This window comes from Kribbella sp. NPDC050470, assembly GCF_044458365.1.
In the GTDB taxonomy this organism is placed as follows: domain Bacteria; phylum Actinomycetota; class Actinomycetes; order Propionibacteriales; family Kribbellaceae; genus Kribbella.
Map to the genome: position 1 here is coordinate 45,219 of NZ_JBITHV010000011.1, position 21,888 is coordinate 67,106.

22 protein-coding genes and 1 pseudogene are annotated in these 21,888 nt (G+C 68.5%); 14 read left to right on the plus strand and 9 right to left on the minus strand.

The window, feature by feature from the left end; all coding sequences use genetic code 11:
• Positions 1-114 precede the first annotated feature (114 nt).
• Positions 115-1,089: an oligopeptide/dipeptide ABC transporter ATP-binding protein gene (locus ACIBGM_RS31605; RefSeq protein WP_360520538.1), complete on the plus strand. Its 975-nt coding sequence runs from the start codon at positions 115-117 to the stop codon at positions 1,087-1,089.
• A gap of 46 nt (positions 1,090-1,135) precedes the next feature.
• Here the strand turns inward: ACIBGM_RS31605 and ACIBGM_RS31610 are convergent, their stop codons facing one another.
• A complete protein-coding gene (locus tag ACIBGM_RS31610) occupies positions 1,136-1,588 on the minus strand; it encodes a MarR family winged helix-turn-helix transcriptional regulator (RefSeq protein WP_396387610.1) in 453 nt (150 codons plus the stop codon).
• A 114-nt stretch (positions 1,589-1,702) separates the two neighbouring features.
• Between ACIBGM_RS31610 and ACIBGM_RS31615 the strand changes: the two genes are divergently transcribed.
• The gene (locus ACIBGM_RS31615; RefSeq protein ID WP_396387611.1) at positions 1,703-2,899 is read left to right on the plus strand and encodes a multidrug effflux MFS transporter; all 1,197 of its coding nucleotides are present in this window, start codon (positions 1,703-1,705) and stop codon (positions 2,897-2,899) included.
• Here ACIBGM_RS31615 and ACIBGM_RS31620 read toward each other — a convergent pair.
• The 4 genes and pseudogenes from ACIBGM_RS31620 to ACIBGM_RS31635 form a co-directional block, all read right to left on the minus strand.
• Positions 2,889-4,154, minus strand: coding sequence for an aspartate aminotransferase family protein (locus ACIBGM_RS31620; protein ID WP_396387612.1), 1,266 nt, complete (start codon positions 4,152-4,154; stop codon positions 2,889-2,891). The genes ACIBGM_RS31615 and ACIBGM_RS31620 overlap by 11 nt on opposite strands.
• Positions 4,155-4,234: 80 nt before the next feature.
• Positions 4,235-4,567: an aldehyde dehydrogenase family protein gene (locus tag ACIBGM_RS31625; protein ID WP_396387812.1), complete on the minus strand. Its 333-nt coding sequence runs from the start codon at positions 4,565-4,567 to the stop codon at positions 4,235-4,237.
• Positions 4,563-5,231 (minus strand): annotated as a pseudogene (locus ACIBGM_RS31630) (aldehyde dehydrogenase family protein); the annotation flags it as partial. The gene ACIBGM_RS31625 and the pseudogene ACIBGM_RS31630, both read right to left, overlap by 5 nt.
• A 137-nt stretch (positions 5,232-5,368) precedes the next feature.
• Positions 5,369-6,646, minus strand: a complete 1,278-nt coding sequence (locus tag ACIBGM_RS31635; RefSeq protein ID WP_396387613.1) for an NAD(P)/FAD-dependent oxidoreductase — start codon at positions 6,644-6,646, stop codon at positions 5,369-5,371.
• 120 nt (positions 6,647-6,766) lie between these two features.
• Between ACIBGM_RS31635 and ACIBGM_RS31640 the strand changes: the two genes are divergently transcribed.
• The 12 genes from ACIBGM_RS31640 (at position 6,767) to ACIBGM_RS31695 (ending at position 19,535) form a co-directional block, all read left to right on the plus strand.
• Positions 6,767-7,447 carry a haloacid dehalogenase type II gene (locus tag ACIBGM_RS31640; protein ID WP_360520523.1) on the plus strand — a complete coding sequence of 227 codons (681 nt, stop codon included), beginning with the start codon at positions 6,767-6,769 and terminating at the stop codon, positions 7,445-7,447.
• 34 nt (positions 7,448-7,481) lie between these two features.
• Entirely contained in the window at positions 7,482-8,162 is a 681-nt protein-coding gene (locus ACIBGM_RS31645; protein ID WP_360520520.1) for a GntR family transcriptional regulator, read from the plus strand.
• Positions 8,163-8,311: 149 nt separating this feature from the next.
• On the plus strand, positions 8,312-8,788 hold the full coding sequence (locus ACIBGM_RS31650) for a RidA family protein (protein WP_360520517.1): 477 nt from the start codon (positions 8,312-8,314) through the stop codon (positions 8,786-8,788).
• 47 nt (positions 8,789-8,835) lie between these two features.
• Entirely contained in the window at positions 8,836-9,942 is a 1,107-nt protein-coding gene (locus ACIBGM_RS31655) for an alanine racemase (RefSeq protein WP_360520514.1), read from the plus strand.
• 55 nt (positions 9,943-9,997) lie between these two features.
• Positions 9,998-10,732 carry an SDR family NAD(P)-dependent oxidoreductase gene (locus tag ACIBGM_RS31660; protein ID WP_396387614.1) on the plus strand — a complete coding sequence of 245 codons (735 nt, stop codon included), beginning with the start codon at positions 9,998-10,000 and terminating at the stop codon, positions 10,730-10,732.
• Positions 10,733-12,218: 1,486 nt separating this feature from the next.
• The gene (locus ACIBGM_RS31665) at positions 12,219-12,485 is read left to right on the plus strand and encodes a DUF6059 family protein (protein WP_396387615.1); all 267 of its coding nucleotides are present in this window, start codon (positions 12,219-12,221) and stop codon (positions 12,483-12,485) included.
• Complete coding sequence (locus ACIBGM_RS31670) at positions 12,415-13,101, plus strand: CatB-related O-acetyltransferase (RefSeq protein WP_360520505.1); 687 nt, start codon at positions 12,415-12,417, stop codon at positions 13,099-13,101. The genes ACIBGM_RS31665 and ACIBGM_RS31670 overlap by 71 nt, the downstream gene beginning before the upstream one ends.
• Before the next feature lie 5 nt (positions 13,102-13,106).
• A complete protein-coding gene (locus tag ACIBGM_RS31675; RefSeq protein ID WP_396387813.1) occupies positions 13,107-13,856 on the plus strand; it encodes a YciI family protein in 750 nt (249 codons plus the stop codon).
• Positions 13,857-13,934: 78 nt separating this feature from the next.
• Entirely contained in the window at positions 13,935-16,109 is a 2,175-nt protein-coding gene (locus ACIBGM_RS31680; protein ID WP_396387616.1) for an MMPL family transporter, read from the plus strand.
• A complete protein-coding gene (locus ACIBGM_RS31685; protein WP_396387617.1) occupies positions 16,106-17,305 on the plus strand; it encodes a cytochrome P450 in 1,200 nt (399 codons plus the stop codon). The genes ACIBGM_RS31680 and ACIBGM_RS31685 overlap by 4 nt, the downstream gene beginning before the upstream one ends.
• The gene (locus ACIBGM_RS31690; protein WP_396387618.1) at positions 17,302-18,102 is read left to right on the plus strand and encodes an SGNH/GDSL hydrolase family protein; all 801 of its coding nucleotides are present in this window, start codon (positions 17,302-17,304) and stop codon (positions 18,100-18,102) included. The genes ACIBGM_RS31685 and ACIBGM_RS31690 overlap by 4 nt, the downstream gene beginning before the upstream one ends.
• On the plus strand, positions 18,099-19,535 hold the full coding sequence (locus ACIBGM_RS31695) for an MFS transporter (protein WP_396387619.1): 1,437 nt from the start codon (positions 18,099-18,101) through the stop codon (positions 19,533-19,535). Before ACIBGM_RS31690 ends, ACIBGM_RS31695 begins: the two co-directional genes overlap by 4 nt.
• A 30-nt stretch (positions 19,536-19,565) precedes the next feature.
• On the opposite strand, the gene ACIBGM_RS31700 is transcribed toward ACIBGM_RS31695, so the two are convergent.
• The 4 genes from ACIBGM_RS31700 to ACIBGM_RS31715 form a co-directional block, all read right to left on the minus strand.
• Positions 19,566-20,099: a PadR family transcriptional regulator gene (locus tag ACIBGM_RS31700; protein WP_396387620.1), complete on the minus strand. Its 534-nt coding sequence runs from the start codon at positions 20,097-20,099 to the stop codon at positions 19,566-19,568.
• Positions 20,100-20,211: 112 nt separating this feature from the next.
• A complete protein-coding gene (locus ACIBGM_RS31705; protein ID WP_396387621.1) occupies positions 20,212-20,679 on the minus strand; it encodes a hypothetical protein in 468 nt (155 codons plus the stop codon).
• Positions 20,680-20,701: 22 nt separating this feature from the next.
• Positions 20,702-21,403 carry a type 1 glutamine amidotransferase domain-containing protein gene (locus ACIBGM_RS31710; protein ID WP_396387622.1) on the minus strand — a complete coding sequence of 234 codons (702 nt, stop codon included), beginning with the start codon at positions 21,401-21,403 and terminating at the stop codon, positions 20,702-20,704.
• Entirely contained in the window at positions 21,400-21,834 is a 435-nt protein-coding gene (locus tag ACIBGM_RS31715; RefSeq protein WP_396387623.1) for an SRPBCC family protein, read from the minus strand. Before ACIBGM_RS31715 ends, ACIBGM_RS31710 begins: the two co-directional genes overlap by 4 nt.
• Between the last annotated feature and the right edge of the window lie 54 nt (positions 21,835-21,888).

A 21,888-nucleotide genomic window follows, 5' to 3' on the forward strand; every position in this document is an offset into this window, starting at 1 on the left:
ATGGGGCAGTTGCGCCTCCGTGGTTCCTCGGCGGACCCACACCTGTCATGGAAGCGTGGAAAACGATCTGCACCTCAGCCGCTGCGACCCAGTGTGCGACCCCACGGAGGCGTCATGTCCGGTTCGAAGTCACCGGCCCACGAGCCGTTGCTGACGCTGCGAGGTGTGGTGAAGCACTTCCCGGCCGGGCGGGGCAAGACTGTGCACTCCGTCGACGGTGTCTCCTTGGAAGTCGGAAGGGGAGAGGTTGTCGGCCTGGTCGGCGAATCCGGCTGCGGCAAGACCACGCTCGCCCGGACCATTCTGCGGGCGGTGCCAGCCGACGCCGGACATGTCGTGTTCGACGGCGTGGACATCACCAGGGTGAAGGGCAAGCAGGTCAAGACCTTGCGCCGATCGATGCAGTTCGTCTTCCAGGACCCGTACAGCGCCTTCGATCCGCGAATGACGTTGCGCACGAGTCTGCAGGCGCCGCTGCGCCACCATGGGGTCAAGGATGAGCGGGAACGCCAGGCTCAGGTCGCCGGGATGCTCGAGCGGGTCGGTCTCGAGGAGCAGATCCTCGACCGCCGTCCAGAAGAGTGTTCCGGCGGCCAGCTGCAGCGGCTGGTGATCGCTCGCGCGCTGTTGCTGAAGCCGAAGTTCCTGATCTGCGACGAACCGACCTCGGCGCTGGATGCCTCCATCCGCGCGCAGATCCTCAACCTGCTCGTGGAGCTGAAGGAGCAGCTGGACCTCACCCTGGTGCTGATCTCCCACGATCTGCGAGTGGTGCGGTACCTGTGTGACCGCGTCGCGGTCATGTACCTGGGCCAGATCGTGGAAGTCGCCGGCCGCGACGACCTGTTCACCAATCCCCGGCATCCCTACACCCGGGTGCTGCTGGCGGCGTCGCTGGCCGAGGACGAAGAGCCGGCCGGCATGGTGAAGCGACTCAGGGGTGAGCCGCCCAGTCCGATCGATCCGCCCCACGGCTGCCGGTTCCACCCACGGTGTCCGATGGCGCAGGACATCTGCCGGACCGTGGTGCCCGAGGTCAGCCGCCCCGGTCCGAACCGACTCGTTACCTGTCACTTCTGGGACCGGTAGCGTCGGAACGACGGCCAGGCCTTCCGTGCGTTCCTGCCCCGGCCGGTCAGGTCTCGATGAGGTGGCGCTCGAGGCCGCTCAGGATCTTGTTGCACTTGCGGACGTCGGCCAGGTTGCCGCCGAGTGCCTCGGTCAGCTCGCGGGACCAGGCGGCCCGGAGCGTGCGGAGGTTCGCGGCGGCCTTCCTGGTCGGCAGGACCGCGATACCGCGCCCGGTCGTGGGCTTGCGGGTGACCATTCCCTGAGCTTCGAGGGCGCGTAGCGCTGCGCTGACGTTGGTTCGCTGCAGGTGTGCGCGGGCGGCGATCTCACTAGGAGCTGAGCCGGGATAGAGGTCGACGACGCGCATGACCTGTCGCTCGGTCTCGGTCATGAGTACGACGTCCGGGCCGGTGGGCGTGCGAGCGCGGACCAGCCGGCCGACGTTGAGGATGAGGTCCGCGAGTTCGGCCAGCGGGTCTTCGTCCTGCGGCCCGTTGTCCAGGTTCTGGTCCGGCATGTGCCCAGTCTAGGCGAATTATGTCAAGATAATGATGTGCAGATAATACGACCGCACCCCGATACCGCTCGGCCCCGGCCCGAGGAGCCGATGAGCAGGGCACGACGTGCGCGATTGACGCTGGTGATCGGCGCGCTGAGCGCCTTCGGAGCGCTCACCATCGACATGTATCTACCGGCCATGCCGGTGATGGCCGACAACCTGCACACGGGTGCCGGTCTCGTCCAGCTGACCCTCACCGTCTTCGTCGTCGGCCTGGCCGGCGGGCAGGTTCTGGTCGGGCCTCTGTCGGACGCACTCGGGAGGCGGCGATTGCTGCTGGCTGGTCTGGCGATCTACATCTGCGGATCGATCGGCTGCTTCTTCGCGCCCACGATCGGCTGGCTGATCGCCGCACGCGTTGTGCAGTCGGTCGGCGCCGCGGCCGCGACCGTGCTCTCGCGGGCAATGGTTCGCGATCTGTTCGACGGAGCAGCGATGACCCGGTTCTTCTCTTCGCTGATGCTGGTCAACGGCGTCGCGCCGATCGTGGCGCCGATCATCGGCGGCCAGTTGCTCAGCCTGGCGTCGTGGCGGGTCATCTTTCTCGTCCTTGCGAGCGTGGGCGCTGCACTGCTGGCCATTGTCGGTCTCGCACTTCCCGAGTCCCTTCCCCCCGAACGCAGGCAGCCGTCCGATCTGCGCGCCAATCTGCGTACGTGCGCGATGCTCTTCAGGGACACGTCGTACTTGCGATACGTCGTTGCGGCCGCGCTCATGTTTGCGTCGATGTTCGCCTACATCTCCGGCTCCTCGTTCGTCCTGCAAGACATCTACGGCCTCACTGCACAGCAGTTCAGCCTCGTCTTCGCAGTGAACGGGCTGGGCATCGTGCTGCTGGGTCAGGTCAACAGCCTGCTGGTGCACCGCGTCGCGGACGAGAACACACTCCTGGGGGCCGGCCTGGCCACTGGTGCGGTGGGCGGCCTCGGTGTACTGGTCAGCACGATCGCCGGGCTGCCGTTGGGTGCGCTTCTCGTGTGCCTTTTCGTTGTCGTCTCCATGCTCGGCCCAGTGCTCGCGAACGCCACCTCGCTCGCGTTGGCCGGTCACGGCTCCGCGGCCGGTGCGGCCTCCTCGTTCCAAGGGCTGCTTCAGTTCCTCATCGGGGGCATCGTCGCGTCCACCATGGGAGCTTTCGGCGACGGCAGCGCCGTACCCATGGGGGCTGCCATGTGGCTGACCGCGACCGCAGCGCTCGCGGTGTTCGCAACCGGTCTCACGGTCGTCAACCGACGCAACTGTCGACGGCCCGATTCGGTCAGTTGGTGATGTGGTCGAGTGCGACGCGGATGGTCTTGGCGATGAAGGAGACCTCGTCGTCGGTGACGACGAACGGCGGGCAGATGTGCAGGGTGTTGTTGTGGATGAGGCGGGTCAGCAGCCCACTGTCGAGGCAGGCGTCCACGACGGCTTCGCCCGGCACGTCGGCGTTCAGTTGTACGCCGGCGAGGAATCCGGTGCCGCTGCGTACCTCGGCGACGAACGGGTGGTCGGCCAGCGGCTGGATCGCCTTGTGCAGAACGCTCTCGAGCTCGGCCGACCGCTGCAGCAGCTGCTCCTGCTCGAGGATGTCCAGGTTGGCGTGGGCGACAGCGCAGGCGGTGGCGTGGCCGGAGTAGGTGATGCCGTGCCGCAGGATCGGGGCGTCGTCGGAGTTGAAGTACCGCTCCCAGACGCGCCGCCCGATGAGGACACCGCCGAGCGGGGCATAGCCGGAAGTGATGCCTTTGGCCATCAGCACCATGTCGGGCTGGAGACCGAAGCGCTCGCAGGCGAACATCGTGCCGGTGCGACCGAAGCCGGTGACGACCTCGTCGGCGATGAAGAGGATGTCGTGCTGCCGGGCGAGACGTTGCAGGCCTTCGAGGTAGCCTGGCGCCGGCGCGATGACGCCACCGGTGCCGATCACAGGTTCGGCGACGACGGCGGCGATGCGCTCGGGGCCGAGGTCAGAGATGATCGCCTCGGCCGCGGCCAGGTCGTTGGTGGGGATCCGGGCGGTTTCGGGGATCAGGGAGTCGGTGCCGTAGCCGTCGCGGTTGTAGTCCAGGCCGGCGATGCTGGTGCCGAATCCGTGCAGGCCGTGGTAGGCGTTGTGCCGGCTGAGGATGATCCGCTTGTCCGGCCGGCCCTCCAGTTGCCAGTGGCGGCGAGCCAGTTTGCAGGCGAGGTCGACCGCGTCCGAGCCGCCGCTGGTCCAGAAGATCTTGGCATCGGGGATGGGGCCGAGCGCGGTCACCCGGTCGGCGAGGCTGAGCGCGACGTCGTTCACGAAACGGCCGAAGACGTGGTACGTCTCCAGCTTCCGCATCTGGTCATAGGCCACTCGTGCGATGTCCTCGCGGCCGTGCCCGACATTGGCGTGCCACAGGCCCGCGGGTGCGTCGAGCAACTCGGCCCCGTCCGCTGTGATCACGCTCGCGCCCTGGCCGGCCACGATCGTCACGCGCTTCGCGAGAGCGGCCGGCATCTGTGCCTGCGCGCTCCACAGCGAGGCGCCGGCTGGGGGAGTGGGGTTCCTCATCGTGGCCCGTCCTTGAGTTGATTGTAAGCATTAGATTGTCGACAATCTGAGAGTACCGGTGGTTCTGCCGTGCGGGGAACTCATGTCTCACCTGGCGGCGCTCTCCTGGCACCTGGCGTGAATTGCGCTGGGGTAGCGCCGGCGGTGGTGTTGTCGCATCGGCATCCGCGGACGTGCGCCCCGGTGCGCAGGTCGCGCGTGTAGACATAGGACACGAGGCCGTACTCCGTATTGTTGGCCAGGGCAATGGCCTCTTCGAGGTCGTCGTACGCGACTACGGGGGCGACGGGCCCGAAGATCTCCTGGGACAGGATGTGGGCGTCCTGAGGGACACCGCCCAGCATCGTCGGGGTGTAGTAGTACCCCGACCCGGTCGGGGGCCGAGCCGCCGACGACTGGGACGGCGCCCGCATCCAGCGCCGAGTGGACCAGCTCGGCGACCTTGTCGCGGGTCTTCGCGTTCACCAGCGGCCGCACCTTGGTCGCCTCGTTGAGACCGGGGCCCACGGGGAGGCCGCGCATGGCCTCGGCGAACCTCCGTGTGAACTCGTCGGCCACCGAAGAGTGCACGATGAACCGGTTGGCCACGGTGCAAGCGGAGCCGCCGTTGCGAAGTTTCGCCACCATGGCGCCAGCGACCGCCTCGTCCAGATCGGCGTCGGGGAGAACGACGAACGGCGCGTTGCCGCCGAGCTCCATCGCCGCACCGACGACGGTACGAGAGGCGTGCTCGAGAAGAATGCGTCCGACCTCGGTCGACCCGGTGAACGACACCTTGCGCACCAAGGGATGGTCGAGCAGGGCCGAGCTGAGGTCGTTGGACCGGGTCGATGGGACGATGTTGACGACGCCGTCCGGTACGCCGGCTTCGGCGAGGATCGCCACGATCGCGAGTGCTGTCAGCGGCGTCTCGGATGCCGGTTTGAGGATGACCGAGCAACCAGCCGCGAGCGCCGGCCCGATCTTGCGGGTGGCCATGGCAGCCGGGAAGTTCCACGGCGTGATGAGGATGGAGACGCCGATCGGCTGGCGCAGGACCACGATCTTGTTCGTCCCGGCAGGAGCGCGCTCGATCACGCCGCCGAGAACGCGCGGCGCAGGATCTCGCTGCGCGACCGAGGGCTGACCTGCGCCCAGACGTCCAGCGCCGCTTGTGCGAACCCGACGGCTGCCACCGCCTCGGCCACGGTGCCGTTGGCGGAGGCGACGGAAAGTCAGCTCACGCGGTCCTTGAACTTGTAGTAGGCGCCGGCGAAGGGCAGGAACCAGGGCGGACCGAAGTGTCCTGGGATGCGGCGGAACTCGAAGTCGCTCCAGATGTTGGCCTCGGGGACGCCGGACATGTACGCGGCCATCTGGCGCCCCATGTACGTCGCCATCTGGACCCCGTGGCCGGCGTACCCCATGGCGTAGTAGACGCCGTCGTGCTGGCCGGCCTTGACCATCCGGTCGAGGGTCATGTCGACCTGACCTCCCCAGCAGTAGTCGATGCGGGCGTCGGCCAGCTGGGGGAAGGTACGCACCATGGCGTCCCGGAGGATCGATCCGCTCTTCATGTCCGACTGCTGGTTCGAGCCTGCGAACCGCGCGCGGCCGCCGAAGAGTAGCCGGTGGTCGGGCGTGATGCGGAAGTAGTTCAGGAGGTTCTTGGAGTCCGAGGCCATCCGTCGGGTAGGCAACAGCTCATCGCACACGCTCATGTCGAGCGGCTCGGTGGCGATGATGAAGCTGCCGACCGGGGCGATCCGGACCTGATACCAGTAGAACGGCCGGCGGGTGTACGCGCCGGTTGCGAGGAGGACCTGGTCCGCGTGGATCCGGCCCCGGGGGGTCTGGAGCTGGTGGCCGGAGCCGACCTTGGTCAGCTTCTGCACGGGCGCCTTCTCGTGGATGGTCACGCCGGCACGCTCGGCGGCCTCGCCGAGACCGCGGACGTACTTGCCCACGTGGAGACCGGCGCTCTTCGACTCGACCATGCCGCCGTGGAACACGTCGGTGCCGATCTCGCGACGCAGCTCCGCCTTCGGGACCAGCTGAGAGTCCCCTCCCAGGCGGGTGTTCAGCAGCTCTGCGGTCTTCGCGAACCCCTCGTAGTGCGCCGCCTTGGTCGCGAGGTTGAGCTTGCCGGTGCGGGCGAAGTGGCAGTCGATGCCTTCCTCGGTCACCAGCTTCTCGACCAGGTCGATCGCCTCGCTGTAGGCGCCGTACAGCCGGGCTGCACGGTCGAAGCCCAGCTTCTCCACCGCGGGCCTGATGCCGATCGACATGCCGGTGGTTGCCATGCCGCCGTTGCGACCGGAGGCGCCGAACCCGACGGTGTCCTGCTCGAAGACGTCCACCTTGGCGCCCTTACGGGCCAGGTGCAGGGCCGCGACGACGCCGGTCAGTCCGCCGCCGATGACGGCCACCCCGGTGCGTCCTTCCACACTCGTTGCCGCTCGCTCGGGCGAACTCTGGGGCGCGGTGTCGAGCCAGTACGACGTGAACTTCATGCGGATGCCTCCATCAGCCGGAGTTGTTGACAGTTGACTACCATACACATATGGTCGACCATCTACCATCGACCAGGAGCGGAACCTTGACCGCTCGGGGCTTAAGCACCAGGAGGACTCGTGGCATTCGATGAGAAGCCGAAATTCGTGACGTTCGACATGAACGGAACGCTGATCAAGTTCGCCATCAACGACGCGATCCGTGAGGTCTTGGGTGACCGGCTGCCGGCCGAGATCGCCGATGATTTCCTGCAGGCCTGCAAGGCGTACCGGATCGACGAGTGCATGAGCGACTACCAGCCGTTCCACCAGATCGTCGCCCGCTCCATGGAACGGGCCTCGCGCTGGGTCGGTCTCGAGTACCGGGAGGACGACGCGCGGGCGGTGTACGAGATCATCCCGACCTGGGGCCCGTACCCCGGAGTCACCGAGGCACTGAACCGCCTGGCTGAGGCAGTCCCCCTGGTCATCATCACGAACAGTGACACCGCGTACGCGGTGCGCCTCGCGGAGAACCTCCAGGCTCCGTTCGAGTTCGTGATCAGCGCCGAGCAGATGGGGGTCTACAAGCCGCGGCTCCGCGCGTTCGAGTACATGTTCGACAAGCTCGGGGCGACGCCGGACGAGCTCGTGCACGTCTCCGCGAGCCCCATGTACGATCTCCGCTCCGCGGCGGTGATGGGCATCGAGCGCAAGGTGTACGTCGACCGGGGCTTCGAGCACGACGAGCACTGGCTCGGCTACGAGCGGATCACCGACATCGCCGACCTGCCCGTGCTCTTCGGCCTGCCGCGTCCCTGACCAGTAGGGTCGACAAACGACCAGGAGGAACGCGATGGACCTGAGGCTCGGCGGGCTGGAACGGACGACGACTCCGGAAGGGGTCTACCGGATCCTGCGTGCGGCCATCCTCGACGGCATGGTTCCTCCCGGTGGACAGCTGCGCGAGCGGGACATCGCGGCGGAGCTCGGGATCAGCCGGTCGCCGCTCCGCGAGGCACTGACCAGGCTCGAGGAGGAGGGCCTGGTCGTGCGGATCCCGTTCCGGGGTGCGTTCGTGATGGAGGTGAGCGCCCAGGAGGTCGCCGAGATCGCCTCGGTCCGGTTGCTCGTCGAGCCGTACGCCGGCGAGCTCGCCCTCCCAGCGCTCCGTGGTGCAGAGCGCGGCAGGCTGGAACAGGCGCTCGTCGACTTCAGCCGGGCGACGGAGACCCACGACATCCCGGCCAGCATCGATGCCCACCTGCAGTTCCACCGGCTCTTCTACGAGCTGTCCGGACATGGAGTCCTGCGCAACCTCTGGAACGGGTGGGAGACCAAGCTGCGCCTGTACCTCATGGTCGACCACCGCTCGTACGGCGAGCTGCACGACATCGCCGTCGAGCACGAGAGGCTGGCCGCGGTCGCCCTGGAGGGCGACACGGAGGCGTTCCGGCAGGAACTGGCGCGGCATTTCCAGTCGGCGCTGCACGGCCGGACCGACGGCCGGGACGCCGCGCCCGTGGGGAACGCCTGATCGCAGGGTCTGCTCGAAGCCGAGCGACTCCCGGGCCAAGGCAGCCTGAGCAACTCCCGCTAGCCCACTGCGCCCGCACGCGGTGGGCGCGTACATCCTCACCGCCGACCTCGCCGTCGAAGGCGACCCACCAGGAGACCCGAGATCAGATGACTGGCATTCAGACGCAGAGCGGTTCGGCCACGGAGCGGCTCCAGGCCCTCGGCCGGAACCTCCCCGAGGTCCGTGAGAGCTCGAAGTACCAGAACCACCGCGCGGTCGACTCCAGTGTCCACGTGGCGGGTCAGCTGCCCTACCACGACGGTGAACTGCTGGGCCAAGGCATCGTGGGTCGGGACGTCGACGTCGAGACCGCCCGCGAGCTGGCCCGTCACGCGGCGCTCAACGCGCTCGCGGTGGCCGCACAGGCGGTGGGAGACCTGGAGCGGGTGCGGATCGTGCAGATGCTGGTCTTCGTGGCCAGCACCCCGGACTTGGGTCAGCAGTCGCGCGTCGCCGATGCCGCCAGCGACTTTCTGATCGACGTGCTGGGGGAGAACGGACGGCACGCGCGCACCGCCATCGGTGTCGCTGGTCTTCCGCTCAACAGTCCGGTCGAGATCCAGATGGTGATCACGGCGGCGTAGGTCCGCGCCGTCCCGCCACCCTCTTCAGAGAGTTCAAGGAGTGCAGCGTGCACCGGCTTCAACGAGTACTCGACGGCCTGGCCGGCCGGCTCGACACACCCGCGCCGATAGTGCTGGCCGATGTCATGCAGCGCAACATCGAGCAGATGCAGGCCTTCGCCGATGAGCACTGGCTGAAGGTGCGGCCGCACGTGAAGACGCACAAGTGCGTGGAGATCGGTCGCCGCCAGCTCGCAGCCGGGGCGTGCGGGATCACCGCCGGCAACGTCGGTGAGGCCGAGGTCTTCGCGTCGGCCGGGTTCGACGACATCTTCCTCGCCTACCCGATCTGGTCCGCGGGTACGAAGGGGCTGCGGATCCGCCGGCTCGCCGAGACCATCCGGTTGCGCGTTGGCGTCGACAACGTGGCGGCCATCGAGGCACTCGCCGAGGCGATGGGAGGCGAACCGGAGCGGCTCCAGGTGGTGATCGAGGTCGATTGTGGTGCTCGTCGTTCCGGGGCGCCGCCCGAGGTCGCCGGCCAGCTCGCGCAGGCCGCCCGCAAGCGCGGCCTCGTGCCGGTGGGCGTCTTCACGTACCCGGGCCACGGCAGCTCCGGTCGGGACGTCCGCCGGCGCGCCGTAGCGGACCAGCAGGCCGCGCTGGCCACCGCGGTGCTCAGCCTCGCCGATGTCGGAGTGACGGCTGAGGTGGTCAGCGCCGGCTCGACACCCACCGCCGAGTTCTCCACGAACAGCCTGATCACCGAGATCCGGCCCGGCGAGTACGTCTTCTGCGACCTGAACAACACCCGGCTCGGCGCCTGCGCCGAGGACCAGGTCGCGCTGTTCGTCGCGGCCACCGTGGTCAGCGACTGGGTCCCCGACCAGGTCATCCTCGACGTCGGCACCAAGGCCCTGGGCCGCGAAGGCAGCCCCGATCGTGGTTACGGCGCCGTCGCCGGCACGAAGGCCGTCCTGGCCAAGCTCAACGAGTACCACGGCTTCCTGCCCTTGCCCGCAAGGGACTTCCGCCCGCGCGTGGGAGCCGTCGTACCGGTGGTGCCCAACCACGTCTGCCCGGTCGTGGTCAACTTCGAGGAGCTGATCGTCACCGACAGCGCGGGCACGTCGCTGGAGCGGTGGCCGGTCGACGCTCGCGGATTCCTCAGCTGACCGCCCGCACAGACATACCCGCACACCCACACCAGAACCCCCAGGAGACGCTGAGATGAGACTCGAGAAGGTCACCGCTCTGGTGACCGGCGCCAACAGCGGTATCGGCGAGGCGGTGAGCGCCCGCTTCCGCCGCGAGGGCGCCCGGCTGCTCCTTACCGGACGCCGGGAACGACTCGACAGCGCCCAGCCCGACGACCTGTACGTCCCCGGTGACCTCAACGACGAGGCGGTCGTCGAGGCGCTGGCCCGCCAGGCTGCCGAGTCGGTCGGCACCGTGGACGTCGTCGTGCTTAACCACGGACTGCAGGCCAGTAGCTCGCTGACCGACATGGCCTACGACGACGCGAGGAACGTGCTGCACAGCAACCTGCTCAGCGCGTTTCTGGTGATGAAGCACTTCGCACCACTGATGCCCGCCGCCGGGGGCTCGTTCGTGTGCGTGGGCTCCCGGCTCGGCATGGTCGGCATGCCTGGGGAAGTGCTGTACTCCGCGGCGAAGGGCGGCCTGATCATGCTCGCCAAGGGTGCGGCGATTGAGTGGGCTCCGCGCAACATCCGGGTCAACGTGGTCGCGCCCGGCCTGACCGCGACCCCGATCATCGAGTCCTCCTTCGAGCGCAGGCCGGACCCCGAGGCGTACCGGCGCCAGCGCGAGTCCCAGATCCCGCTCCAGCGCCTCGCGTCGCCCGAGGAGGTCGCCGACGCCGTCCTCTTCCTCGCCTCGTCGGAGTCGTCGTACATCACCGGTGCGGTCCTCCCGGTCGATGGAGGGTACACAGCCTTTTGAACGCCGTGGCTGCCAACCCGCCTCCCGGCGGGTCGCGGTGACGACTATCATGAGCGGCCGATCATTCGGGTCAGCACTGTTGAGCGCGATGTCCAGCGTCGGTGCGGGTCTCCGCGACCGCACCCGAACGGCCCTGGCAACCGGCGACCGCGGCTCCATCGCACTTGTGCGCAGCCTTTTACCGCTGTCCCTTACTCCCGGCTCACGAGAGCTCGATGATCACCGGCTGAACGTCCACCTGCACGAGGACCCGCCTGACGGCCAGGATCGACTCCTGGGTCTTCCAACTGGTCGCGAAGTCGACGATCGAGCGGCTGCAGAGAGCTCTCGAGGCCGGCTGGGATCCTGAGGCACTGACCGAGCAGTACAACGCGGCAGTGGCTGAGAAGCGCGCAGCGGAGGCGGGACCGGCGGCGATCAACCGGTTCCTCAGCTCTCGGCAGCTGACACATCCGCAGGATGGTGACGGTGCTCGGTGACATGGCGAAGGCGTTGAAGCGCCGAACCGTGGCGACTTAGCCCAGCTGTGCGACGCCTTGGGCTTCGCAGTCACGTACGACCACCGGAAGCAGGTGGCGGAAGTGTCTGGACGTGGACGTGCTGAGCCGGAGGAGCTGAGTGAGTCTTGTTCCAGGAGTCCGGGATTTGCTGTTCCGGGTTCGGGGTTGTCCGGTCTATGGCCATAGTGGAGCCGTCTACAAGCAGCAGGCAGATCGGTGCAGCCGCGACGACGGTAGACCACCGAGAGATGGGAAAGGGTTCATGTCCCTGGGGATATGAACCCCCACGTGTCCGAGGAGGAACACGCACCTTAATCACATACATCAAGCCGAACGTCTCGGCGCTACCTTGAGCACAAGGAGTGTTGCCGCCCGCCGCCGCGGATTTCATGCTGAGGTCGTTGAGCATGGCAATGATCAGTCCCCGGCGTTTCAACCCGCTTACCAACGTGACTGGTCAGTAAATCTAATGCGTCATGGTCACTGGGCTGGGGCAGTTCGTCGGCGTAGTAGCGCATACTTGCCGCGTCTTGCAGGAAGGTTGCTGCGAGCTGGCCGGCAAGAGTAGTGCTGAAGTGTTCGGAGGCATGCTCTCGTTGACGAAGGGTGGGGCGGCTCCGACGTCGCGGGTGGAGCGGTTCACCTGTCCCGAGGGCATGATGGCCACGGCGGCACCGCCCTGCCAGGCTTGACGCCTGGTCCGAGGTGAGCTGACCGATGGCAGTTGGCTGGCAAATCCTTGTCATTTGCCATCTGTTAGCAGTATTTGATTCTTCCCGTCTGTAGCATATGTCAAAGTATGAACGAGGCTGGGATGTAGATAAATGCTGCATGCGCTACATATCATCCGCGTTTTGTTTACCTCGATGTCAGCGCGAGTTTCGGCCCAGGAGCGGCGATGAAGGCCAGGGGTTTCCCGATGGAAGGGGCGATCGGGTGATCGGCACGGTGACAGAGGCGCTGGGCGCGGGGCCGGGGGAGTAGTGGTGCGGCGGCGGTTGCTGGAGCTTCTTGCCCGGTACGGCGAATCGTTGCTCGCGGTATCCGTGATCGCACCCGCGTGTTGGCCGGCCGATGACGGTTCGCCGCCGGGTCATCCCGAACGGCCGGCCGGCCACCTCCCGCTCACCCCGGAAGAGGTCGCACTGTGGTCGCAGATTCTCACCCCTCAAGGAGGTTGGCTTGCCCGCACCGGACCCGACTCGGCTGTACCCGGACGCCTACGGTCCGAACGCCGGCTTGATCAAGGGTGACCCACAGGTCGTGTTTCTCAAGGCACTGGTGCAGTCGCCGCTGACCTCGGTCGGCGACTACAGCTACTACGCCGATCCGGTCGACCCGACCGGGTTCGAGCGGCACAACGTGCTCTTCCACTACGGGCCGGACCGGTTGGTCATCGGCCGGTTCTGCGCGCTGGCGCGGGGCGTGCGGTTCATCATGGGTGCGGCCAACCATCAGCGCGCCGGCGTCTCGACCTTTCCGTTCCCGATGTTCGGCGGGGAATGGCTGGAGCATATGCCGCTGTTCGCGCAGCGGGACTTTCCGGGCGACACCGTGGTGGGCAACGACGTCTGGCTGGGCTTCGACGCGACGGTACTGCCCGGCGTCCGGATCGGTGACGGCGCGATCATCGCGGCCAAGTCCGTGGTCACCTCCGACGTGCCGGCGTACGCGGTGGTCGGAGGCAACCCGGCTCGGCTGATCCGGTACCGGTTCGAGGCGGACGAGATCGCCCGGCTGGTCGACCTGGCCTGGTGGAACTGGCCGATCGAAGTGGTGTCCCAGAACATCGCCACCATCATGAGCGGTGGTGTGGCGGAGCTCGCGGAGATCGCCCGCCACCACGCCCTGGAGGAGAACCCGAAGTGATCTTCATGCTGCTGTTCTACAGCGACGAGAAGGCGATCGCCGCGATGTCGGCGACCGAACGCAACCGGCTGATCGAGGCGCACGTCGCGTACGACCACGACTTCCTGCGGAAGCGCTGCACGATGCTGGCCAACCGGGCGCTGCAACCATCGGGGACCGCGACGACCGTCGGGCCGCGCGGCGTGACGCCTGGGCCTGCCGTCGTCACCGACCCACCGTTGACCGGCTTCTACCTCATCGACTGCGCCGACCAGGCGGAGGCGATCGAGCTCGCCGGCGGCTACCCGATGCCGGAGGGGCTGGGCAGCATCGAGGTGCGGGCCGTCATCCAGGAGTGGGACTACGCGCCGAGCGTGCAGACCACCGCCGCGCCGGACGCGGTGTGGCACCAGTACGACGACGTGGCGAGCTGGCCGGAGTGGAAGCACGGGATCGAGCGGGTCGAGTTGGACGGGCCGTTCGCCGCGGGTACCACCGGGCGGCTGGTCGTGACGGATCGGCCGGCGATGCCGTACCGGATCGTGTCGGCCGACCCGGGCCAGGGATATGTCTCGGAGACGGAGCTGGGTGCGGGGATCCGCCTGCGGATCGAGCATGTTCTGGCGGCGCTGCCCGGCGGCGGCACCCGGATCACCCACCGGGTGAACGTACCCCGGGCCGCGCTCGACCTGTTCGGGCACGACTTCAGCCCGGCGTTGAACGACGGCATTCGCCGTACCCTGCACGCCCTGACGCAGCGGATCGAGTCCGATTGACATGCCAATGTGGAAGGACTACATTCCACATTGGAATGTCAATGTGAGAGGTCCGCACATCGTGAGGAATGGGTGACCATGTCAGCCACCGACTCGAACCGCGTCCGCGTCGTCCGCTGGCTGGTCCCCTCGCTGTTGATCATCGTCTGGCTCGGTGCCGGTGGTTGGCTCGGCGTGGTCGGCAGCAAGCTCGCCGAGGAGGTCTCCAGCGGTGCCGCGACCTACCTGCCCCGCAATGCCGAGGCCACCGAGGTCGCTGCGTTCAACAAGCGTTTCGGCGAGGCGGAGACGTTGCCGGCGATCGTGGTGTACAGCCGTGACGCCGCCCTGACCGACGCCGACCGCCGTGCGATCGCCGACCAGACCGCTGCGATCAACCGCGACCTGGGCAGCACCCTGACCGAGCCGGCCACCGGACCGCTGGTCGCCCCGGATGGGCGCGCCGCCATGGTCGTCGTGCCGTTCGCGGGCACCGACTCGAACAAGATCTCCGGGTATGTGCCCACCGTGCGCGCGCTGGTCAGCGGCGGCGAGGGGCTCACCGTGCACGTCACCGGACCGGCCGGCGTCCAGGCCGACCTCAAGGACGCGCTGGGCGCCATCGACCTGATGCTGGTTCTGGTGACGATGGCAGTCATCCTCGTGATCCTGATCGTGGTCTACCGCAGCCCGCTGCTGCCGTTCCTGGTCCTGCTCGTCGCGGGTCTGGCCCTGGGCGCCACCCAGGGCGTCATCTACCTGCTCGCCAAGCAGGACGTATTGTCCTTGGGTGCCGAGGTACAGGGCATCCTCAACGTCCTGGTGCTCGGCGCCGGAACCGACTACGCGCTGCTGCTCGTCGCTCGGTACCGGGAGGAGTTGCGCCGGCACCGGAGCCGCTTCGACGCCATGCGCGTCGCCTGGCGCAACTCGCTCGGCCCCATTGCGGCCAGCGGCGGTACCGTCGCCCTCGGCCTGCTCTGCCTGCTGATCAGCGATCTGAGCCTCAACCGCGACCTCGGCCCCGCCGGGGCGATCGGCATCGGATGCGCACTGCTGGCGATGCTGACCCTGATGCCGGCAGTGCTGATGCTGCTCGGACGGGCCGCGTTCTGGCCTCGCCGCCCGGCGTACGGCTCCGAGGCCGCCGAGCTGGCCGGTGTGTGGTCGCGGGTTGCCCGGTACGTCGAACGCCGGCCGCGGATCCTGTGGATCGGCACCGCGCTGGGACTCGTCGTGCTGGCGCTGGGCGTAGTCCGGCTGGACGCAACCGGTATCCCGCAGAACGAAATGATCATTTCGAACAACGTCGAGTCGGTGGACGGCCAGCAGGAACTGACCCGGCACTTCCCCGGCGGCAGCGGCAGCCCGGTGATCGTCATCGCCGACGCAGACCGCATCGCCGACGTGGCCGCCACGGCTCGCCAGGTCGACGGGGTGGCGGCCGTCGACCCTTACGTCGGTGCCCAGGCCGGAGCGCCGGACCCGGGCGCCCAGCCGGTCGTCGTGGACGGGCTGGCCCGCGTCGATGTCACCCTCGCCGATCCGCCGGACAGCAAGACGGCACTGGACACGCTCGAGCGGCTGCGCGACGCACTCACCGCGGTACCGCAGGCGGACGCCAAGGCCGGTGGGTACACGGCGGTCCTCGTGGACTTCAACGACGCCGCGACCAGCGACCGCAAGGTCATCCCACTGCTGCTGCTCGTGGTGGGGCTCGTCGTGGCGCTGTTGCTGCGCTCGATCGTGGCCCCGCTGCTGCTGCTCGCCACGGTCGCGCTGTCCTACCTCGCCTCGCTCGGCCTGTCCGCACTGGTGTTCCGCGACGTGTTCGGCTTCTCCGCAGTAGACGCGACGTTCCCGTTGCACGCCTTCGTGTTCCTCGTTGCCCTGGGCATCGACTACAACATCTTCCTGATGACCCGGGTGCGGGAGGAGTCCGCGCGGGTCGGTACCCGGCGGGGCATGGTTATCGGCCTGACCGTCACCGGCGGTGTCATCACCTCGGCCGGTGTGGTACTGGCCGCGACGTTCGCCGCCTTGGCGGTCATCCCGCTGGTACTGCTTGTCCAGTTGGCGTTCACGGTCGCGTTCGGCGTACTGCTCGACACGTTCGTCGTGCGTTCCCTGCTGGTACCCGCGCTCACTCTCGATGTCGGCCGGCGGATGTGGTGGCCGGGCCGGCTCAGCCGGGCGTCAGAGACGCCCGCCACCCCGCCCGCTTCGCCGTCCCCCGACCCAGCGGTCCTGGAACACACCGGAGCTGACTCGTGATTACCGACACCAGCACGTACCCGTTCGAGATCACCGACCCCTTCCGGCTACCCGAGCAGTTCGCGTGGCTCCGGGAGCACCGCCCGGTCAGCATGGTGCACGCGGCCACCGGCGACGAGGTCTGGCTGGTCAGCGACTACGCCAGCGTGCGCGCGGTGCTGTCCGACCGGCGCTTCTCCCGCAACATCTTCCGTGCCGACGCGGCCCGGCTGCTCCCCGGCGTACCCGTGCGGCAGGTCAGCGTTCCTTTCGTCGACCCACCCGCGCACACCCGCTGGCGCAAGTTGGTGTCCCGCGCGTTCACCCCCCGGCACGTGGAAGGTATGCGACCGCGGATCCAGGAGATCGTCGACGCGCTGCTCGACGACATGGAGAAGGCAGGAGCGCCGGCCGATCTCGTGCAGTCCCTGTCGTACCCGCTGTCCAACGCGGTGATCTGCGAGCTGCTCGGTATCACCGCTGCGGAGCACGAACCATTCCGCAGCCTGGCCAACACCGCGCTGACGATCAACGACTCCTCGCCGGAGGAGCAGATGGCCGCGCACCAGGCGATGGGCAAGTTCTCCCGGGACCTGATCGCGGCCAAGCGCCGGCACCCCGGCGACGACGTGCTCAGCCAGCTGATCGCGGCGTACGACGAGGAGGACGGCCGGCTGTCGGAGGACGAGCTGGTCGCCACCATCCTGGCCATCTTCATCGGCGGGTACGAGAGCACCGTCAACCAGTTCGGCAAGGGCATCCTGGCCCTGTTCCGCTTCCCCAGCCAGCTCGCCGCCTTGCGCGCCGACCTCGACGCGGTACCCATGGCGGTGGAGGAGATGCTGCGTTTCGCCGCCCTGGACAGCGGCTTCGGCTCGCCCCGGTACGCCACCGAGGAGGTACAGGTCGGCGACGTCACGATCCCGAAGGGCGCCACCGTTCTGGTCATCCGCCAGTCGGCCGACCGGGACGAGGCGCAGTTCCCCGATCCGGAGCGCTTCGACATCCGCCGCGAGGAGGCCCGGGCGCACAACGCGTTCGGGCATGGGCCGCATCACTGCCTCGGTGCCGCACTGGCCCGGCTGGAGCTCCAGATCGGGATCGGAACGCTGCTGCGGCGCTTTCCGGACCTCGCCCTCACCATGGCCGTCGAGGAGATCCCGTGGGACTACCGACTCACGGTGGCGGGTCCGCGGACGCTACCGGTGACCTGGTGAGCGACTCGACTCCCGCGGATCGCGTGGCCGGGGACGTTCCCGAGTCGGCGGTCGCCGAGCCCACCGGGGCCGCCGTGCCGGACCCGAGTCGCCCCCGGCGCAGGCGCCGACGGCGGATCGTCCTGCGGGTGATAGCGGTCGGAGTCGGGCTACTCGTCCTGGCCGAGGCCACCGGGCTGCTGCTGGAACTGCGGCAGGCCCGGACCTACCCGAAGTACTGGGCCGACCGGGCGGCCGAGCCCGCAGCTCCGGGGGCCGTGCGGTTGGTCGTGTTCGGCGACTCCGCCGGGGTGGGCATCGGCGCCTGGAAGCCGGAGGACAGCGTGGTCGGCCGGATCGTCGGCCACCTGCATGAGCGCACCCAGCGGCCGGTCCATGTCGCCAACTACTCCATTGGCGGCGGCACCTTCGGCAGCATCCTCACCGACCAGCTGCACCGGGCCGACGTGGCGAGCGCGGACGTGGTAGTGGTGATCGCCGGCTCCAACGACACCGGCGCCAAGGTGCCGCCGGACACCTACCGGGCGAACGTCACCAAGCTGCTCGAGGCGCTGCCCGCGGACCGGACCGTGCTGTCCGATGTACCGCTGCAGCGTGGTCGGGACAACTATCAGCGGACGCTGGCCGAGCTTGCCGACGCCCGCGGTGTGGCCCACGCCGACTTCGCCGGCGCCTTCCGCGCCGCCCGCCGTCTGGACGTGTGGGCCCCGGACTTCACGCACGTCAACAGCGTCGGGTACCGGATCTGGTTCCAGGCGTTCCGACCGCACCTCGACACTATCGCCGGCCGGCTGTGACCACGCCGTACCCGCGTCGCTGGTGGGCGCTGGCCGCACTCGCGCTCGTGCAGTTCGTCATCGTGCTGGACAACACCGTGGTCAACGTGGCGCTCCCGTCAATCCAGCGGGAGCTGCGGTTCAGCGTCGAGGGGTTGTCTTGGGTGGTCAACGGCTACCTCCTAACCGCCGGAGGGCTCCTGCTGCTCGGTGGCCGCCTGGCCGACCTGTGGGGTCGCCGGCGGATGTTCCTGACCGGCGCGGTGGTCTTCGCGGGCGCGTCTCTCGTCTGCGGTTTCTCGTCCGACGCCGCCACGCTGGTCGCGGGCCGCTTCGCGCAGGGCGTCGGCGAGGCCCTCGCTTCCCCGGCCGCGCTGTCGCTGATCGCCGTACTGTTTCCCGAGCCCGGCGCGCGCGGCAAGGCGCTCAGCATCTGGGGCGGGCTGTCGGGCGTGGGGGCCACGGTCGGGGTACTGCTGTCCGGGGTGATCACCGAGCTTCTCGACTGGCGCTGGCTGTTCTTCCTCAACCTGCCGTGCGTGCTGGTCGCCGTGATCCTGGTACCGCGGCTCGTGCCGGCCTTCGACCGGCCCCGGCCGGGCCAGGTGGACTGGCTCGGCGCGGGCCTGGCCACCGCTGGTTCGGTCAGCCTGGTCTACGGCATCCTCGCCTCGATACGGGCCGGCTGGGCCGATGCCGCCGTTGTCATCCCGCTGACCGTCAGCGTCCTGTCCTGGGTCGCGTTCGTGGTGGTCGAGGCACGGGCCAGCGAGCCGCTGGTGCCACTGCGGTTCCTCGCCAACCGCACCCGGCTTACCGCGAACGCCGTGTCGGTGTTCATGCTCGGCACGCTGTCGGCGCTGTTCCTGCTGTTGACCCTGTACATGCAGGACGTGGTGGGGTACTCGCCGCTGCGTACCGGCCTGGCCTACCTGCCGTTCTGCGTCTTCTTCGTGGTGGGTGCCGCGCTGGGTGCCCTGCTGCTGGGGCGCTGGGGTCCTCGGCTCGTCTTGACCGTGTCGTTCCTCGTTGCGGCCGCCGGCATGCTGCTGGCGAGCAGGCTTCCGGTCGCCGGCTCGTGGACCTGGGACCTGCTGCCCGACATGGCCGTACTGGCGACCGGTTTCGGCCTCGGATTGCCGGCGCTACAGGCGGCCGCCTTGCACGGCGTGTCTGAGCGGGACGCGGGGCTCGGCGCCGGTGTGCAGAGCTCTGTGCAGCAGTTGGCCAACGCGCTCGGGATCGCGGTGCTGCTGACCATCGCAGTGCATCACAGCGGTGCGGTGCTCGCCGAGGGGGGACCCGCACAGGCGGCGATGACCGCTGGCTTCCGGTGGGCGTTCGGCGTCTCCGCCGGGATCCTGCTCCTGGGCGCCGTCGTGGTCGCCGGAGTGATGCCTCGGTCGCCGGCAACGATCGCCGTACCCGCAGAGGACACCGAAGCGATCGGGTAGGGGTCTCCAACGGATATGCAGGGGCGTGCCCTAGCCGTTCGCGCCCCGGATCACCGCGGGCAGCGCATCGAACCAGCCCAGCACCGCGCGCTCATATCGCACGCCGAAGTCAAGGGTTGCGGCCGCGTAAGGGTCGGGCTCGCCGGTCGGTGGCTCGCTGAGCTGCTTCTCGTACAGGGCAAGGCGTTGGGCGTGGACGTGCCGGTGCGTGGCGATCACCTCGGCGAGCCGGTCCGGTGGTACGTGCCGGCCGAACATCACGACGAGCAGGAGTGGGAACCGGATCAGCTCTTCGGTCACATCGCCCTCGAGCCACTCGGCGAAGGCCGCCCGCCCGGCGTCCGTCAGCGCGTACGGGCGCCGGGCGCGCGGTCCCGGATCGCCCGCCTCGACCAGCCCGGCCTCGGCCATCGCTGTCAGCTCCCGGTAGACCTGGCTCTGAGTCAACGACCAGAAGTCGCCGATGCGCTGCTGGGCGGTGGCGACCAGATCCCATCCGGTCAGCGGGCCCTCGTGCAGGAAGCCGAGCAGCGACGCGGCGGTGGCGTTGAGCGTGCGGGTCATGCGTTCTCCCGGAAGGATCGATGCCTAGACATCCCATTGTGTCAGGTCGCGTCCGAGAACGTTGTGTCCGGGGGCGGCTGCGCCCACGGTGCTCAGCTCCGACTACGAGGTGCTACGAAGCCCGGGCATCGCTGGTGTGGGCTGCGGAGCGGTCGCCGGCGGGTAATTGCAGGCTGGGGACCAGCAGGGTCACGGCGAGTGTCACGACGCCGACCGCGAGACTGACGCCGCCTAGGCCCAGGATGACCACGAAGCCGTTGGGTCCGGTCGCGCCGTCCTCCAAGGCGGACAGGAAGAAACCCGTGGACATGAGCACGCCGCCCACGGGAATGGCCAGGCGCGCCAGCCAGCCCACAGCACCCCAGGCGACCCTGGCCCCGTCGGCGAGCAACAACGCAACCAGGCTCAGGATGACCAACACTCCGGCGTGACCGTGGCCCGCGCGCCAGAACGAGGCCTGGAAATCCGTCGTCGCCACATTGCCGTTCGAGATCTGCGTCATGAAGACCCCGCCGATCTCGATGGTGACAATCATCAGCAGCAGGACTCCGGCAATCACCTGCGAGCGCCTCGTCAGCATCCGAACTCTCCTTCGCGCGTTTTCACCGACACCTATCACCGGTCGCCGTGGCGACGGCGACCGCCTGCTTGGCCACGAGTTCGGTCGATGCGGGATTCTGGCCGGTCACCAGTCGGCCGTCGACCACGACATGGGGCAGGAAGGGTCCCACCGCGTGGTGCTTGGCGCCGCGCTTGACCAGTTCGTCGGCAAGCAGGAACGGCACAACCGAGGTCATGCCGACGGCGCGTTCCTCGTCGTTGGTGAAGCAGGCGACCTTCCGTCCGGCGACCAGGTACTCGCCGTTCGACAGACGGGCGCCGAGTAGCGCGGCCGGGCCGTGACACACCGCCGCGATCACGGCGTCGTGTTCGTAGGCGTCGCGCAGCAAGGCTGCCAGGTCCTCGTCGTACGGCAGGTCCCAGACCGCACCGTGTCCGCCTGCGGTGAAGACGATCCCGTACGCCGTGGGGTCTACCTCACACACCGGCCGGGTCGCGGCCATCGCGGCGGTCATCGCGTCGTCGGCGAAGAACGCCTGCTGCGCCGGATCCGTGGTGTCGACCGCCTCGAGCGGTGGCCGCCCGCCCTGGATCGAGGCCACCTCGACCCGGAAGCCGGCCGACGCGAACACCTGCCACGACTCGGCCACCTCGGCCGCGTACGCGCCGGTCGGCCGGCCGGTGTCGCCGAGGACGCCGTTGCTGGTCAGTACCAGCAATGCGGTTCCGTCGAAACCGGTCACGGCTGGCCGGCCAGCGCTTCGGCCCGCTGGGCGAGCGTCTCGACCGTCTTCGGAACCCCCGCCGTCAGCTGCGGGCCGAAGCTCTTGCCGAAGTGCTCGGCCGCGGGACCGACCAGGTCGACCCGGAGCTGGATCCGCGTGCGGCCGTCCGGCAGCGGGGTCAGTCGATTGGTCGACCGCAGCGTGACGGTCTCGGCGATCTCGGTCTCGGAGACGTACCCGGAATTTTCGGTCGCCTCGACGATCTTGAACGGCAGCGGGCCGGAGCCGGGCGGGCTCAGCCGGCCGACCGTGCCGGTGACGAAGGGGCCGTCGAGTTCGACGTTGCCCACTGCCGCGTTCCACTCAGGCCAGGTGGCGACGTCCTGATAGCAACTCCAGATTGCTTCCGCTGTCGCGGTGGCCTCCGTGCTGTGCTCGTACGTCCACATTCTCGGGTCTCCGGTCTTGAGTGGTCAGGTCAGACGGCGGTCCGCGTCGGCAGG